This window comes from Arthrobacter sp. zg-Y40, assembly GCF_020731535.1.
Classification (GTDB): Bacteria; Actinomycetota; Actinomycetes; order Actinomycetales; family Micrococcaceae; genus Arthrobacter_B.
Genome location: NZ_JAJFZS010000011.1, coordinates 18,655 through 32,683 on the forward strand (window position 1 = coordinate 18,655; position 14,029 = coordinate 32,683).

Genomic DNA, 14,029 nt, shown 5'->3' on the forward strand with positions numbered 1-14,029 from the left:
CCTGTGTCATCACACGCTCATGGCCGCCGTCGCGCAGCCACCGTTCAGACCAACCCGATTACTGCACTTTCCAAGGCAGTCAGCAGCAACGCAGGCATGGTAGGCCGTCAGGCCGCCGTCGTTGTGGCAGCATCCGGCCTCGTGCTGGCTGCAGGACTCCCTGCACAGGCAGCGTCCGTCAGCATGGACCGCCAGGCACTCGAATCCACCCCGCTGAATGTTGTAGCCGGGACAGTCAAGGCTAATGCGGACGCGGACGTAAAGCTTGCGGTCATGGAAGCACCCAGCTCCATCTCCGGCGAAGAATACCGCGCACAGGTAGCAGCTGAAGAAGCCGCAGCCGCAGCAGCTGCTGAGGCCCAGGCCCAGCAGGCAGCAGCAACCCAGCAGGCAGCAGCAACCCAGCGTGCCGCTGCTTCCCGTGTTGCCGCACCTGTTGCAAACGGCGCAGTACAGACCGCATCCTCCACTCCCGCAGCACCGGCCGCTGACGCCGTAGCTCCGGGCAATGTGGCCGCCGGCCTCGTGGCCTCGGCTTACAGCCAGATCGGCGTGGCGCAGGATTGCACCGCCATGGTCGAGAAGGCCCTGCGCTCCGTCGGCAAGTCCGTCGGCGACCTGGCTCCCGGCCAGTTCTTCCAGTACGGCACCGTTGTTGGCAGCCCCGCTCCCGGTGACCTGGTCATCAGTGCTACCCACGTCGCCATCTACGTTGGCAACGGACAGGTCATCAGCGGCGGTCTGAACGGTATGAACACCGGTCTGCACAGCCTCTCCGACCTGCACGGCTACAGCTTCGTCCGCGTCTCCTAAGCCCTGGTCTTCGAGAACAATCATGACCTCGACAATTGAGCGCGCCCGCCACCGGGCGCCGGTTGAACGCACCAGCACGCTGAACGCCCTTGCAGGTGCGGTCAGTGCAAACGCAGGAACGGTTGGCCGCCAGGCTGCCGTTATCGCAGCTGCCTCAGGCTTGGTCCTCACCACCGGTGTGGCCGCCAATGCTTCCGGCACGGAGCCCCTGCGGGATGTCCAGACGAGCACCCTGGATCTCACGGCAGCAAAGCTCGACAAAGTGTCTGCAGAAGCTGTGCTTCACTTTGAGTTCGAAGGCATTGCGGGCACCACTCCCGCGCCGGCTCCGGCAGCCCCTGTGGTGGAAGAGGCGCAGACCGCTCTCCAGGTTCAGGAAATGCCGGCCGCAGGTGCTGCGCAGGTTGCCCGCCCGGCATCCAACGCAGCTCCGGCGGCAAGGGTCAACACCGCCGCCGCCCCGGCACCGCAGGGCAGCCCCTCAGGGCTGGCCGCCACCATTGCTGCAGCAGCCTACGCCCAGCTGGGCGTCAACCAGGACTGCACCATGCTGGTGACCAATGCCCTGGCGGCTGCGGGGATCAACTTCCACGGATGGCCTGCCGGCTACCTGTCCCTTGGACGGACGGTCAGCGCAGCCGAGGCCATGCCCGGTGACTTGATCTACTACGCCGACGGCGGCATGGGCCTGGCCCACATTGCCGTATACGTAGGCGGTGGCCAAGCCGTGCACGGCGGCTTCAACGGCAACAGCACCGTTGTGGCACCGGCAGAACTCGGCTCGGGCGGCGTCTACATCCGCGTAGGCGGATAACGGCTTTTCTCTCCGGCCAAAAGCTCCTCCTTCGGGGGGAGCTTTTGCCGTTAACCGTCCGGGTCCGTCCCCGGGGACGGACCCGGACGGCGGAAGATGGCGCCAGCGCCCAGGGCAAGGTTTCGGCCCCGGAAATGGCCAAGACTGCATTCCCGTCATACTCTTGCATAGACAATCCGATGTGCCGTAAGTGTGCCGGTGTCTAGTATTCACTGGCTCATGGACGGCCGACGAAGAGGTATGTGCATGCGCACTCTCGTTCTGAATGCTGGATATGAACCGCTGGCCGTGATCACCTTCCGCCGCGCGCTGGTGCTGGTCCTGAGCGGGAAAGCGAGTGTGGTGGCGGAGAGCGGCGAGCCGGTAGTCGGGCCCTCTGAAATCCTCCCCAGACCCTCGGTTATCCTGCTCCACCGGTACGTCCGGGTCCCGTACCGGGAGGGCACCGTTGCCACCCGTCGGGGCGTGCTGCGCCGGGATAACCACGAATGCGCGTACTGCGGAAAGGCGGCAGCCACGGTGGACCATGTTGTTCCCCGTTCACGCGGCGGCGATGACAGCTGGGAGAACCTGGTTGCATGTTGCCTGCGCTGCAACAATACGAAGGGCGACAGGACGTTGGCACAGCTTGGCTGGCAGCTGCGTATTTCTCCGAAGGCGCCCCGTGGAGCGCGCTGGCAGATCCGCGAACTGGAGCGTCCGTCACCGCAATGGGACCCCTTCCTGCAGAATGACACTGCCGCCTGATGCCCGTTGTTCCGGTGTACGACGCCGTAATCCTCGCCGGCGGCCGTTCCTCCCGCCTCGGCGGCAGCCCCAAGGCACTGCTGCGTACCGGTGGGCGCACCCTGCTGGAAACCACCTTGGACGCGGTTGCCGGGGCCCGGCGTGTGGCCGTAGTGGGACCGGGCTCACTGCTGCCGCTGCTTGAGGACGCGTCCCGCGAAACCGTGCTGGTGCGGGAGGAACCGGTGTTCGGCGGCCCGGCAGCCGCTGTTGCAGCGGGGCTGGAAGCCCTGCCCGCCTCGGGTGACTGGACGCTGGTCCTGGCCTGCGATATGCCGCGAATTGCCTCCGCGGCCGGAGTCCTGCTGGATGCGGCCGTCAGCGATGATTCCGACGGCGACTCCACCCTTCTGGCCCTTGACGCTGACGGCAGGAGCCAGCCGCTGGCGGGCCTGTACCGGACCGCAGACCTTCGTCAGGCCGTCCTCGGCCATGCACCCGGCGGCCTGACGAACATGTCCATGAAGGCTCTGCTTGCTAGGGTGCAATGGAGGGGTGTTGATGTTCCCCCCATGAGTACCGCCGATGTCGACACTTGGGCGGACGCGCGGATCTTGGGCGTAAGCACCGAAGGAACCGCGTTAACAGCACCGTCCAGCGAAGCGAAGGAGCACTAATGCCAAGCCAGCAGGAACAACTCGAGGTGTGGAGCGGGAGACTGCTCAAGGCACTGGAGCTCGAGGGGACCCCCGTGGATATCTCCGCCGTGCTTGACCTCGCTGCGGCCGCAGCCCACAACGTGGTGCGGCCGGCAGCGCCGTTGACCACTTTTATTGCCGGGTACGCAGCGGGACTGGCTGCCGGCAGCGGACAGGCGACCGACGCCGCGTCCATGCGTTCGGCCATGGCGGTGGCAGCCGCCGAATGCCGGGACGCAGCAGACGAAGGGGATGCGCAATGAGTGAAAAAAGCGCTCCCGTTATCCTGCCCGCACAACCCAATGCGTCTTGGGCCCAGGCCCGGCACGCGGCCTATGCCGCCGCCCGCCCGCTGCCCTACGAAACCGTTCCACTGGACGAAGCGCTGGGGCGGATCCTTGCCCTGGAGACCTCCGCGCTGCAGCCCGTCCCGCATTATGCTTCCGCCGCAATGGACGGCTGGGCCATAGCCGGGCCTCCGCCCTGGACGGTCATCACCCAGGAGGAACCGGAAGTGGAACGCTGGCAGATCCACAAGGAGTCCGGGCGGCGGGCGCTGCAGCCCGGGGAAGCCGTGAAAATCCTCACGGGCGGATTGATTCCCGAAGGCGCCGACGCCGTCCTGCGGTCCGAGAGCGGCTCTGTTTCGAACACCACGCCGCCGCGCCTGACCCGCAACGACCGGGCCCGCGAATCCGAACCGGCCGCCGGGGAGCACATCCGGCCCGCCGGGGAAGAGGCATCTGCCGGAGAGACCACCATCCCCGCAGGCAAGCTGCTCAACCCTGCCCATATTGCCCTGGCCGCCGTCTGCGGCCACGACACGCTGCCGGTGCTGCGTTCACCGCGGGTGTCCCTGCTGCTGACCGGTGATGAAGTGATTGATGCGGGGCTCCCGGAACCGGGCCAGGTCCGGGATACCTTCGGACCGCAGCTGCCGCAGCTGGTGTCCATGCTCGGCGGCAAGGTGGATGTGGTGCGCCGGCTCCCGGACCGGCTGGAGGAAGTGGTAGCAGCGCTCAGCAGCGAAGCCACGGACGAAATGTCTATTGCGATGTCCTCCGGCGACGTCCTCATCACCACCGGCGGTACCGGACGTTCCGAGGCCGACCACTTGCGCCGTGCCTTGGAAGAAGTGGAAGCCGAGCTCCTGATCGACGGGATTGCGATGCGTCCGGGCCACCCCACCATGCTCGCCCGGCTCCGGGACGGCAGGCTCCTGGTGGCCCTGCCGGGTAACCCGCTGGCAGCCATGATGGCCGTTTTTACCATCCTCCAGCCCCTCTTGGACGGACTGCGCGGCGCTCCGATTTCCCGGGAACGCCACGTGTTGGCCGGTGTGGACCTGGAACCGCTGCCCGGCCGCACCAGGCTGGTGCCGTGCAGTATCCAGGAGGACCGGGCCATGCCGTCCCCCTACTTCCGCTCCGGCATGCTGCGCGGCCTGGCCGAAGCGGACGCCGTGATGGTGGTGCCGCCCGAAGGCTGCATCAGGGACCAAGCAGTGATGGCCCTTCCCCTGCCCTGGCAGGTCAACCGGGCGCCCGCAGGATAACGTGCCGTACGCGGGCACCCGCTGACTGCGGATCCCGCCGCGGAGGGGCAACATAGAAGCAGGAAACAGGAATCAGGGAGGCATCATGGGACGGGTCACCACACGGGGACGGGTCACGAAATTCCGGCTGGACGGAAACGTCAGCCGGCGCGACGACGTCTTGGCGGGGGAGGAGCCGCTGGAGATCCGGGTGGGAGGAAAGAGTTTCACCGTCACCATGCGCACCCCCGGCGACGACTTTGACCTGGTAGCCGGTTTCCTGGTCTCGGAGGGTGTGATCTGGGAGCCCGGCCAGCTCATCAGCCTGCGCTACTGCGCGGGTGTGGATGATGACGGCAAACAGACCTTCAACGTGGTGGATGTACAGCTGAGGCCCGGGACCCCGCTGCCGGATACCGGCATGGAACGGCACGTCTATACCTCCAGTTCCTGCGGCATCTGCGGCACGGCCTCCATCGAGGCCGTGCGCAAGTCCTCCCACTTTGATTTGGAGGGCGACGGCGTCCGGTTGCCCCTGGAGATGCTCGCGTCCCTGCCGGACCGGTTGCGCGAAGGGCAGAAGGTCTTCGACCGGACCGGCGGCGTGCACGCGGCCGGGCTCTTCAGTGCCGAAGGGGAGCTGCTGTGCCTGCGTGAGGACGTGGGCCGGCACAATGCGGTGGACAAGGTGGTGGGCTGGGCCCTTCGCGCCGGGCTGCTGCCATTGCGCGGCATGGTGCTGCAGGTCTCCGGCCGGGCCTCGTTCGAACTGGTCCAGAAGGCGCAGTTGGCCGGCATCCCGGTGCTCGCCGCCGTAAGCGCACCGTCGGCGTTGTCCGTGGAATTGGCCCAGGACGCGGGGCTCACGCTGATTGGATTCAGCCGCGGCACCTCGCTCAACTGCTATTCGGCACCCGAACGGATCCTGGCCCCGGTCACCGCGGTAAGCGCCTAGCGCCGACGGTCCCGTGTCCGCCTAACCGGCCCCGGGTCCGGGGGCCGGAGCGGACCAACGCCTAACGGCCTGCGGGCAGCAGGACCGTGGCGGTGGTGCCCGAACCCACCTTCGATTCGACGCCCAGTTCCCCGCCGTGCTGCAGCACAATGTCCTGCACAATGGCCAGACCAAGCCCGGTTCCGGGAATGGCGGCCGAGGTGGCGTTGGAAGCGCGGAAGAACCGGCGGAAGAGATTGGGCAGCTCGGCTTCTGGGATGCCGATTCCGGTATCCGTGATCTGCACGCGGATACTTGGCCCGGCGCCCTCGGCACGCACCAGCTCTGCCCGGACCAGGACGGATCCGCCAGCGGGGGTGAACTTCACGGCATTGGAGCAGAGGTTGGTGAAAACCTGCTCCAGGGCAGCGCTGTCACCGTCCACACAGAGCGGATCCGGGCCGAGCTCCAGGCGAAGATCCAGGTTGTTCGCGCCGGCCGCAGGGGCCAGGGACGCCGCAACCGCTTGGAGCAGCTCATGAAGGTCCACCTCTTCAACATCCAGGGTGCCCTCGTCGGCATCCTGGCGGGAGATGGTGAGCAGGTCGGTAATCAACTGGTTGAGCCGCACCGCGTTGCGGCCTACGATCTTCAGCATATCCGCGACGTCGGCGGGGATGTCGCCGCCGGAGCCGTCCAGGATGAGGTCGAGGTATCCGGTGATCGAGGTCAGCGGGGTCCGCAGCTCATGGTTGACGGTGGCCACGAAATCCGTTTTCGCCTGGTCCAGTTCCCGCAGGCGTTTGAGCACCATCCGCTGCGCGGTGATCAGGTTTCCCTGCACCAGCCCGTGGGCAAGGTTTCCGCTGGCATGCTGGATCAGGGAAGTTTCCGTGCTGGTCCAGTCCCGGGGGCCGCGTTCACCGGCAAGCCACACCAAACCGAAGGCCTTATCCCCGTGGCCAAGCGGCACAATCATGGACGTCCCGAGGCCGGCGGCCAATGACGCCGGGCTCAGCGGGACCGGCTCGTCGCCGTCCGGCTGGCGATGGTCTTCGACGGCGAGTCCACGGCCGCGTGCCCACAGCTTTTCCGCAAGCTCGACGGCGGTGGATCCCGCCAGCGCGGGAATGGAACCGGTGGTTCCCTCACGGCTCCAGGACAGTGCCAGCTCGGGAACGCGCTCGTCCGGGAACGTCATCAGGAAGACATGGTCCGCTTGGAAGGTCTCGCCGAGTCCGTGGACCACTACTTCCGACATCTGCTGCGGATCATTGGTGGCGCGGATGGACGCGGAAATGCGGCGGGTTGCCTCGCGCAGCCGGGCTGCAGTCATCCGGCGGCCCCGGTGCGCCTCGGCGGTCGCCAGCATGAGGTCCACCCGGCGGGTCAGGTCATCGGGGTCTACCGGACTGGCGACAAAGTCCGCAATTCCCAGTTCGACCATAAGGTCTATGTCGAGGCCGGCTTCGTCCGCCACCAGGATCACCGGCAGCTTGGTCAAGGCCGGTACTTCATGGCGCAGGCGCTTAAGCAGGTCCATTCCGGCGATCCGGCGGACTCTGGAATCGACTACGGCGAGTACCGGTTCGGCAGCCCGTGCGGAAGCAACGGCCCCGTCCAAGTCCCGGACGGCAACAGGTTCCAGCCCCGCGGCGGCGAGGATTCCGGCGGTCACGGAGAACACGTCGGGCCGCTGCACGGCCACCAGCGCGGTGTAGCGCCGGGCGGCGCCGTCCGTGGGGACAGCCCCGGGGGCAGCCTCCTGCACGGAAGCGGAGCCCATGGTGGGTACGCCCTCCGTGGGGGCAGCAGGGGGTTTCAGTGCCGGAGACATAGCGGCCTTTCGTAGGTGCCCGGTTCAGCACGGGGGCAGCGTTTCGAAGTGTACCAGCGCACGGCGCCAACTCCGTGACATGTTTCACGCTGTGGAAAGGAAAGTCGCCGGCGGTTTCAGCCCCTGGCGATCGGCCGGGCCGGAGCTGGAGAGGGGCTTAAGCTGGAACGTGCATACAACGGAGGAAAACACATGAGTATGGAAGGCGCAGCCTGGAGCTCGCTTCACAAAATCTCGCGCGGCAGCGGAAATGACCGGAAGATTTCCCGGGAAACCCTGAAGCGGATCATCCGTTTCGCCGCTCCCTACCGTTTCCGGCTGCTGGGCTTTGTCCTGCTGTCGGTGGTCGGGGCATTCCTGGCCGTGGCCACGCCCGTACTGGCCGGTGAGGTGGTCAACTCCATCGTGGCCGGGACCGCTCCCGGCGTGGTGGTTCGGCTGGCCCTGCTGATCGCCGTCGTCGCCGTTGCCGACGCCGCCGTCTCCCTCGCCACCCGGTGGTTCTCCTCGCGCATTGGTGAAAGCGTCATTCTGGACCTGCGGACCGCGGTGTTCGACCACGTGCAGAAAATGCCGGTGGCGTTCTTCACGCGTACCCGCACCGGCGCCCTGGTCAGCCGGTTGAACAATGACGTCATTGGCGCCCAGCAGGCCTTCAGCGGCACCCTCTCCGGAGTGGTGAGCAACGTCGTCGCCCTGGTGCTGACCCTGATCGTGATGCTGGGGACGTCCTGGCAGGTGACTGTGCTGGCCATGCTGCTGCTGCCGGTGTTCCTGCTGCCGGCCCGGCGGATGGGAGGACGGCTGGCCGCCCTGCGGCGTGAAGCCGCCAACCACAATGCCTCGATGGGTACCCAGATGACCGAGCGGTTCTCCGCCCCCGGTGCCACCCTGATCAAGCTGTTCGGCCGGCCCGACGCCGAATCCCGGGAATTCGCCCTGCGCGCGTCCCGGGTCCGCGATATTGGCGTCAAGACCGCCATGATGCAGTCGGTCTTCGTGACCGCCCTGACCCTGGTTTCCGCCCTGGCGCTGGCCCTGGTTTACGGGCTGGGCGGCTATCTGGCCCTGCAGGGAAGCCTGAACACGGGCGACGTCGTCACCCTGGCCCTGCTGTTGACCCGCCTGTACGCGCCGCTGACCTCCCTGGCCAATGCCCGCGTGGAGGTTATGAGCGCGGTGGTCAGTTTCGAGCGGGTCTTCGAGATCCTCGACCTGCGCCCCCTCATCCGGGAAAAGGACAGCCCCGCCCCGGTGCCCGCCGGTCCGCTGAGCGTGGAGTTCGACGACGTGCGCTTCGCGTACCCCACCGCGGACAAGGTTTCCCTGGCCTCGCTGGAGGACGTGGCCGTTTTGGACACACGCGGCGGCGAGGAAGTCCTGCACGGGATATCTTTCCGGGTGGACCCGGGCCAGACGGTAGCGCTGGTAGGCACTTCCGGCGCCGGCAAATCCACCATTGCGCAGTTGCTCTCCCGGCTTTACGACGTCGACTCGGGTGCCGTGCGCTTCTCCGGCACCGACGTCCGTGACCTGAGCTTTGCCGGCATCCGGCAGGCCCTGGGCATGGTCACGCAGGACGGGCACCTGTTCCACGAAACCATCCGGGCCAACCTGCTCCTGGCGAACCCCGGGGCCAGCGACGAAGAGGTCTGGGACGCACTGCGCCGGGCCCGGCTCGAGGACATGGTGCGCTCCCTGTCGGACGGGCTGGAGACCATGGTGGGGGAGCGCGGGTACCGGCTTTCCGGCGGTGAACGCCAGCGCATGACCATTGCACGGCTGCTGCTGGCACAACCGCGCATCGTCATCCTGGATGAGGCGACGGCGGCCCTGGACTCGACGTCCGAGGCCGCGGTCCAGGCCGCCCTGGGGGAGGCCCTGCAGGGCCGGACCGCCGTCGTTATTGCGCACCGGCTCTCCACCATCCGCAACGCGGACCGCATCCTGGTGATTGAGGACGGACGGATTGCGGAGCAAGGCACGCACTCGCAGCTGCTGGCACAGGGAGGACGTTACGCGGAGCTCTACAACACACAGTTCGCAGCAGATCCGGCAGCGGAAAGCGATACCGCCGCCAGGTCCTAGGCCGGGCTTACCGCAGGGTGTCCATCCCGCTGCGGACCTCCCGGTAGTAGTCCTGCAGCTTCAGTTCCGCGGCGGCGTCGGGGTCCAGGACAAACGTGGCGTGCGGGTGCATCTGCAGCACGGAGGCGGGGCACATGCTGGACAGCGGGCCCTCCACCGCGTCCGCAACGGCCCGAGCCTTCGCCTTCCCCTGCGCCACCAGCAGCACCTTCCGCGCTTCACCGATGGTACCCAGTCCCTGGGTGAGGCACAGGGCGGGCACCTGCGATGCGTCGGCGAAGAAACGGGCGTTGTCCCGCCGGGTGGCGGACATGAGGGTTTTGACCCGGGTGCGGGACGCCAGCGACGACGTGGGCTCGTTGAAGCCGATGTGCCCGTTCCGGCCAATGCCCAGGATCTGCAGGTCAATACCGCCGGCTGCACGGATGGCGGCCTCGAAATCCGCGCAGGCGGCAGCCAGATCCGCGGCCGTACCGTTCGGCACGTGCACGTTGGCGGGGTCCAGGCCCAGCCGTTCGGTGACCTCGCGGCGGATAACTGAGGCGTAACTCTCCGGGTGCTGCGGGTCCAGGCCCACGTATTCGTCCAGGGCAAAGGCCTGCAGCGCGGACAGTTGCGGGCTGCGGTGCCGCTCCAGGACTTCGTAGATCGCCAGCGGAGAGGATCCGGTGGCGACGCCCAGGGTGCGGAGCTTCCCGGCCGCCACACCGCGCAGGATTTCCTGCGCCGCGAAATCCCCCACCTCGGCAGGACTGTCAAGGATCACCACATGCATTGTCAGCTCCCTGCCCGCTGGGCGGACCCGGTGACCGTTTTGGCCGGCGCCACAATAACCCGGGTTCCGCGGCTTTCGAACTCCGCTTTCTCGCCCTCGGTGATACCGCTGTCGGTGATCAGGTTGCTGAAGACGTAGCCACTCAGCGTCGCGAAGCTCCGGGTGCCGATTTTGGAGGAGTCGGCCACGATGTAGGTTTCGGAGGCCCGCTGCGACATCAGTGAATTCACTGCAGCCTCCCCTTCATCGCTGACTGTGGGGCCTACCTCGGCGTCGAGCCCGTTGACCCCCACAAAGGCCAGGTCCAGGGCTACGCGCTGAAGGATCACATCGGTGTAGGGCCCCACCAGCTCATAGGATCTCGGGTTCACGACGCCGCCGGTCACCATAACGCGGATATTCGGCCGGACCACCAGTTGCACGGCGATGTTAATGGCATTGGTGACAACCGTGAGCGTGGGTTTGCTGGACGGTTCCATCAGGTCCCGGCGCATGCCCAGGGCCTGGGCAATGGCCGTGCTGGTGGTTCCGCCGCAAAGTCCGATCACCGCGCCTTTGGGCACCAGCGCACTGGCGGCCTGCGCGATGGCCTGCTTTTGCGCAGTGTGGTCATCGCGGGTGTACCGGGTCGGCAGGTCATAGGCCACTGCCTCCATGGTGGCACCGCCGCGGGTCCGGGTGAGGAGCCGCTGGGCGGCAAGGGTATCCAGGTCCCGCCGGGCGGTGGCGGGGGATACCTTCAGCTCGGCCATGACGTCCTCAACCTGCACGTGGCCGCGCGCAGCCAGGAGGTCGAGGATGGAGTTGAGCCGCTCAGTCTTTTCCATGGGTGACAGCCTTTTCCGCGTTCGCGCTCAGCGCGAAGAGGGACAGCAAACGGCTTGCTTCGGGGGCGAGCGCCCGGCGGCCTGCGGAGAAGTACTTCCTGGAGTCGACCAGGTCCGGGTCGGTTCCAAGCGACTGGCGCACGGCGCGGGTGAAGAAGCCGTTCAGGTGCGTGGAAACGTTAATCTTAGTCATCCCGGCGGTGATGGCGGCAGCCAGCATGGCATCCGCAACCCCGGAGGAGCCATGCAGGACCAGGGGGATGGGCAGGGCCGAATGCAGTTCCGCGATGAGGTCCAGGTCCAGTGCGGCAGTGCGCTGTGCCATGGCATGCGAGGAACCTACGGCAACGGCCAGCGCGTCGACGCCGGTGGACATCACAAAGTCCGCTGCTTCGAAGGGATCCGTCCGTACCCCGGGAGCGTGTGCACCGTCCTTGCCTCCTATCTTCCCCAGCTCGGCCTCCACAAACACGCCCAGCGGCTCGGCATGCTTAACCACCCGTGCCGTGGCCGCCACGTTCTCGCTGTACGGCAGGTGCGCGCCGTCGTACATCACCGAGCCGAAGCCGAGCCGGACCGCCTGGTGCACCAGGTCCTCATCCTGCGCGTGGTCCAGATGCAGGGCAACGGGCACGGCTGCGGCCGAGGCCACGGACAGGCATGCTGCCGCCAGCGGTTCAAGGGCGCCGTGGTAGGAGGCGCAGTTCTCCGAAATCTGCAGTATCACCGGCAGCCCTGCCGCTTCGGCGCCCTCGACAATGGCTTCCGCCGTCTCCAGATGCAGGACATTGAAGCTGCCGATGCCGGTCCCTGCGGCAAAAGCGTCCGCCACGAGTGCCCGGGTTGGTGTAAGACCCATCAGTTTTCCTCCAGTACAGCGGATGCAGTGCGGTCATGATGCAAGGTGATGGTGATCTGCTCCTGCAGGGAGCGGTAGCTGGACGGGATTTCACCGGCCGCCGGCATCAGCACGGCGGCGGAGGAACAGGCGGCCGCCAGGCGGAGCATGCGGGCGGTGTCCCGGCTGCCGGAGGCCAGAGTCACCGCGACGGCGGCCACCGCTGCATCGCCTGCGCCGGTGGGGTTGCCGGCCAGGGTCCGTCCCAGCCGGGCGTGCAAGTAGTGGTCCGGATCCGTTGCGGAAAATGCGAGCAGTCCGGCCTCCCCGCAGCTGAGGAAAACCGTCCGCGCGCCGGCGTCGAGCAGGGAACGCGCCGCCCGGCGCAGGTCTTCTTCGCCGGTGGCTTCCCTCAGCTCGTGCTGGTTGGGTTTGAGTGCGAAGGCACCAGCCTCGGCCGCCCGCACCAGGTCCGCGCCCGAGGCGTCGATGATGCAGGGGATGTCCCGGCCGGCCGCGGCGTGGACCAGATCCGGGTAGAACCCGGCAGGCGCCCCCGGCGGGAGGCTGCCTGAGCCCACCACCACGCTTGCCCCGGACATGGCGGCGTCCACCTGGCGTTCAAGTTCCTGCCACTGGGCGGAGGTGAGGGGCAGCCCGGTTTCGTTGAAGATGCTGGTGAGGCCCGAGGTGCTGTCCACGAACGCCATGGTCCGCCGCGTTGCCGCGGTGACCGGCACCAGCCGGTGCGGGATTCCGCTGCCGAGGAGGTCCTCACGGCAGCGCTCGCCGGTCAGCCCGCCGCAGGTGGCAACGGCCAGCACCGGCGCGCCGAGCTGGTGCGCCACCCGTGCAACATTGAGGCCTTTGCCGCCGGCCCGGACCAGGGGAGGGGAAACCCGGTGGCTGCCGCCCGGGGTGAAGGCCGAAACAGCATAGGTCTCGTCCAGGGCGGGATTGGCGGTCACGGTCAGGACACCGCCTGCGCGGCCCCACCCGTTCACGCCGGTTCCCCCAGCATCCCCCGTGCATGCAGCGCCGCGCCCATAAGCCCGGCATCCTGTCCGAGGGTGGACACCCGGATGTCCGGGCGGCGGTGGAAAGACAACCGTGAGTCCACGGCCCGGACCAGGGGCCCGGTTAATTCGTCTCCGGCCTGGGACAGTCCGCCGCCCAGGATCACTGCCTCGGTCCCCAGCACCGCGGCCAGCTGGCAGATTCCCTCGGCCAGGGCTGCCACCGCCTGGTCCCACACCTCCCGGGCTGCCGGCTCCCCGGCCCGGGCTGCCCTGAGCACCGCTTCCGCACCGGTTGCCCGATTGCCCGTTCGTTCGTTGTAGCGCCGGACGATGGCACCGGCCGAGCCCACCGTTTCCAGGCACCCGTAGGCCCCGCACGCGCACTGCGTACCCGACGGGACAGGTGAGTGGCCTATTTCCCCGGCAAAACCGCCTGCACGTACCCTGCGTCCGTCACAGAACACCGCTCCGGCAATCCCCGTGCCGATGATCAGGACCACTGCATCCCGCAGCCCGCGTCCGGCACCGAGGTGCATTTCCGCCTCACCGGCTAGGCCGACGTCGTGCCCGAACGCTACCGGCAGCATGCCGTTCTCCTCGCGCAGCCGCCGGGCAAACGGGAAGTTCCGCCACCCGAGGTTCGCCGCAACAATGCCGATCCCGGCCTGCTCATCCACGAGGCCGGGCACCACAAAGCCAAGGGCCCGCACTGATGCCTGCGGGAACTCGCGCACGTACCCGCGGGCCAGCCCGGATACTTCGCGGATTATCGCCTCGCCGGGGCTCGCCGCGTCCCGGGGCGTGGGGACCCGCTGCAGGGAGTGGAACACGCCGTCGTTGTCCTGGAGGGCGGCCTTGATATCTGTCCCGCCCACATCGAAGGCCAGGACGGATTCCCCGAAGGAATGCCGGCTCGGCGGGAGATGGGACATGGTGCTCCTAGGTGTGTGACTGGCCCGGCAACTACGGAAAGTCCCTCAATGATGGACTTTGATTGGTATGCGTGTCTATAGATCAATAAAAATCATGCACTTCGCCCCCGCTGGAGGCCCAAGTTGGCCCTGCAACCGCGGGACAGGGGCAACTCGAGCAGTAAATATCCCGCAGAAGGGGTTGACTGCGCGCC

General features: G+C 67.3%; 14 protein-coding genes. 8 read left to right on the plus strand and 6 right to left on the minus strand.

Annotated elements, in window-relative coordinates:
* The first annotated feature begins 3 nt into the window (after positions 1-3).
* The 7 genes from LJ754_RS16845 to fdhD all read left to right on the plus strand — a co-directional run bounded on the left by LJ754_RS16845 (position 4) and on the right by fdhD (position 5,540).
* Complete coding sequence (locus LJ754_RS16845; RefSeq protein ID WP_227926687.1) at positions 4-813, plus strand: NlpC/P60 family protein; 810 nt, start codon at positions 4-6, stop codon at positions 811-813.
* Positions 814-835: 22 nt separating this feature from the next.
* Positions 836-1,627, plus strand: a complete 792-nt coding sequence (locus LJ754_RS11580; RefSeq protein WP_227926689.1) for an NlpC/P60 family protein — start codon at positions 836-838, stop codon at positions 1,625-1,627.
* A gap of 246 nt (positions 1,628-1,873) precedes the next feature.
* Positions 1,874-2,374, plus strand: a complete 501-nt coding sequence (locus LJ754_RS11585) for an HNH endonuclease (RefSeq protein ID WP_227913510.1) — start codon at positions 1,874-1,876, stop codon at positions 2,372-2,374.
* Positions 2,374-3,030 carry a molybdenum cofactor guanylyltransferase gene (gene mobA / locus LJ754_RS11590; RefSeq protein ID WP_227926690.1) on the plus strand — a complete coding sequence of 219 codons (657 nt, stop codon included), beginning with the start codon at positions 2,374-2,376 and terminating at the stop codon, positions 3,028-3,030. Before LJ754_RS11585 ends, mobA begins: the two co-directional genes overlap by 1 nt.
* Positions 3,030-3,314, plus strand: a complete 285-nt coding sequence (locus tag LJ754_RS11595) for a DUF6457 domain-containing protein (protein ID WP_227926691.1) — start codon at positions 3,030-3,032, stop codon at positions 3,312-3,314. The genes mobA and LJ754_RS11595 overlap by 1 nt, the downstream gene beginning before the upstream one ends.
* Positions 3,311-4,606, plus strand: coding sequence for a molybdopterin molybdotransferase MoeA (locus tag LJ754_RS11600; protein WP_227913507.1), 1,296 nt, complete (start codon positions 3,311-3,313; stop codon positions 4,604-4,606). Before LJ754_RS11595 ends, LJ754_RS11600 begins: the two co-directional genes overlap by 4 nt.
* Positions 4,607-4,691: 85 nt before the next feature.
* On the plus strand, positions 4,692-5,540 hold the full coding sequence (gene fdhD, locus LJ754_RS11605; RefSeq protein ID WP_227926693.1) for a formate dehydrogenase accessory sulfurtransferase FdhD: 849 nt from the start codon (positions 4,692-4,694) through the stop codon (positions 5,538-5,540).
* A 61-nt stretch (positions 5,541-5,601) separates the two neighbouring features.
* On the opposite strand, the gene LJ754_RS11610 is transcribed toward fdhD, so the two are convergent.
* Complete coding sequence (locus LJ754_RS11610) at positions 5,602-7,356, minus strand: sensor histidine kinase (protein ID WP_227926694.1); 1,755 nt, start codon at positions 7,354-7,356, stop codon at positions 5,602-5,604.
* A gap of 192 nt (positions 7,357-7,548) precedes the next feature.
* On the opposite strand from LJ754_RS11610, the gene LJ754_RS11615 reads away from it, so the two are divergent.
* Positions 7,549-9,444 carry an ABC transporter ATP-binding protein gene (locus LJ754_RS11615; protein WP_227926696.1) on the plus strand — a complete coding sequence of 632 codons (1,896 nt, stop codon included), beginning with the start codon at positions 7,549-7,551 and terminating at the stop codon, positions 9,442-9,444.
* A gap of 7 nt (positions 9,445-9,451) precedes the next feature.
* Here LJ754_RS11615 and nagB read toward each other — a convergent pair whose 3' ends face one another.
* The 5 genes from nagB to LJ754_RS11640 are packed head-to-tail and all read right to left on the minus strand — an operon-like array spanning position 9,452 to position 13,835.
* On the minus strand, positions 9,452-10,219 hold the full coding sequence (nagB, locus tag LJ754_RS11620) for a glucosamine-6-phosphate deaminase (protein WP_227926698.1): 768 nt from the start codon (positions 10,217-10,219) through the stop codon (positions 9,452-9,454).
* 2 nt (positions 10,220-10,221) lie between these two features.
* Positions 10,222-11,046 (minus strand): DeoR/GlpR family DNA-binding transcription regulator, encoded by an 825-nt coding sequence (locus tag LJ754_RS11625; protein ID WP_227913502.1) that lies wholly within the window; start codon positions 11,044-11,046, stop codon positions 10,222-10,224.
* Positions 11,033-11,905, minus strand: coding sequence for a class II fructose-bisphosphate aldolase (locus LJ754_RS11630; protein ID WP_227926700.1), 873 nt, complete (start codon positions 11,903-11,905; stop codon positions 11,033-11,035). Before LJ754_RS11630 ends, LJ754_RS11625 begins: the two co-directional genes overlap by 14 nt.
* Entirely contained in the window at positions 11,905-12,888 is a 984-nt protein-coding gene (locus tag LJ754_RS11635) for a 1-phosphofructokinase family hexose kinase (RefSeq protein WP_227926702.1), read from the minus strand. Before LJ754_RS11635 ends, LJ754_RS11630 begins: the two co-directional genes overlap by 1 nt.
* On the minus strand, positions 12,885-13,835 hold the full coding sequence (locus LJ754_RS11640; RefSeq protein WP_227926703.1) for an ROK family protein: 951 nt from the start codon (positions 13,833-13,835) through the stop codon (positions 12,885-12,887). Before LJ754_RS11640 ends, LJ754_RS11635 begins: the two co-directional genes overlap by 4 nt.
* Positions 13,836-14,029 lie beyond the last annotated feature (194 nt).

Bases quoted from the DNA above. Each gene is read 5' to 3' on its own strand.
- LJ754_RS11600 (WP_227913507.1), top strand. From the start codon at position 3,311: ATGAGTGAAAAAAGCGCTCCCGTTATCCTGCCCGCACAACCCAATGCG.
- LJ754_RS11625 (WP_227913502.1), bottom strand. From the start codon at position 11,046: ATGGAAAAGACTGAGCGGCTCAACTCCATCCTCGACCTCCTGGCTGCG.
- LJ754_RS11615 (WP_227926696.1), top strand. From the start codon at position 7,549: ATGAGTATGGAAGGCGCAGCCTGGAGCTCGCTTCACAAAATCTCGCGC.
- LJ754_RS11595 (WP_227926691.1), top strand. From the start codon at position 3,030: ATGCCAAGCCAGCAGGAACAACTCGAGGTGTGGAGCGGGAGACTGCTC.
- nagB (WP_227926698.1), bottom strand. From the start codon at position 10,219: ATGCATGTGGTGATCCTTGACAGTCCTGCCGAGGTGGGGGATTTCGCG.
- LJ754_RS11610 (WP_227926694.1), bottom strand. From the start codon at position 7,356: ATGTCTCCGGCACTGAAACCCCCTGCTGCCCCCACGGAGGGCGTACCC.
- fdhD (WP_227926693.1), top strand. From the start codon at position 4,692: ATGGGACGGGTCACCACACGGGGACGGGTCACGAAATTCCGGCTGGAC.
- LJ754_RS11580 (WP_227926689.1), top strand. From the start codon at position 836: ATGACCTCGACAATTGAGCGCGCCCGCCACCGGGCGCCGGTTGAACGC.
- mobA (WP_227926690.1), top strand. From the start codon at position 2,374: ATGCCCGTTGTTCCGGTGTACGACGCCGTAATCCTCGCCGGCGGCCGT.
- LJ754_RS11640 (WP_227926703.1), bottom strand. From the start codon at position 13,835: ATGTCCCATCTCCCGCCGAGCCGGCATTCCTTCGGGGAATCCGTCCTG.
- LJ754_RS11630 (WP_227926700.1), bottom strand. From the start codon at position 11,905: ATGGGTCTTACACCAACCCGGGCACTCGTGGCGGACGCTTTTGCCGCA.
- LJ754_RS11585 (WP_227913510.1), top strand. From the start codon at position 1,874: ATGCGCACTCTCGTTCTGAATGCTGGATATGAACCGCTGGCCGTGATC.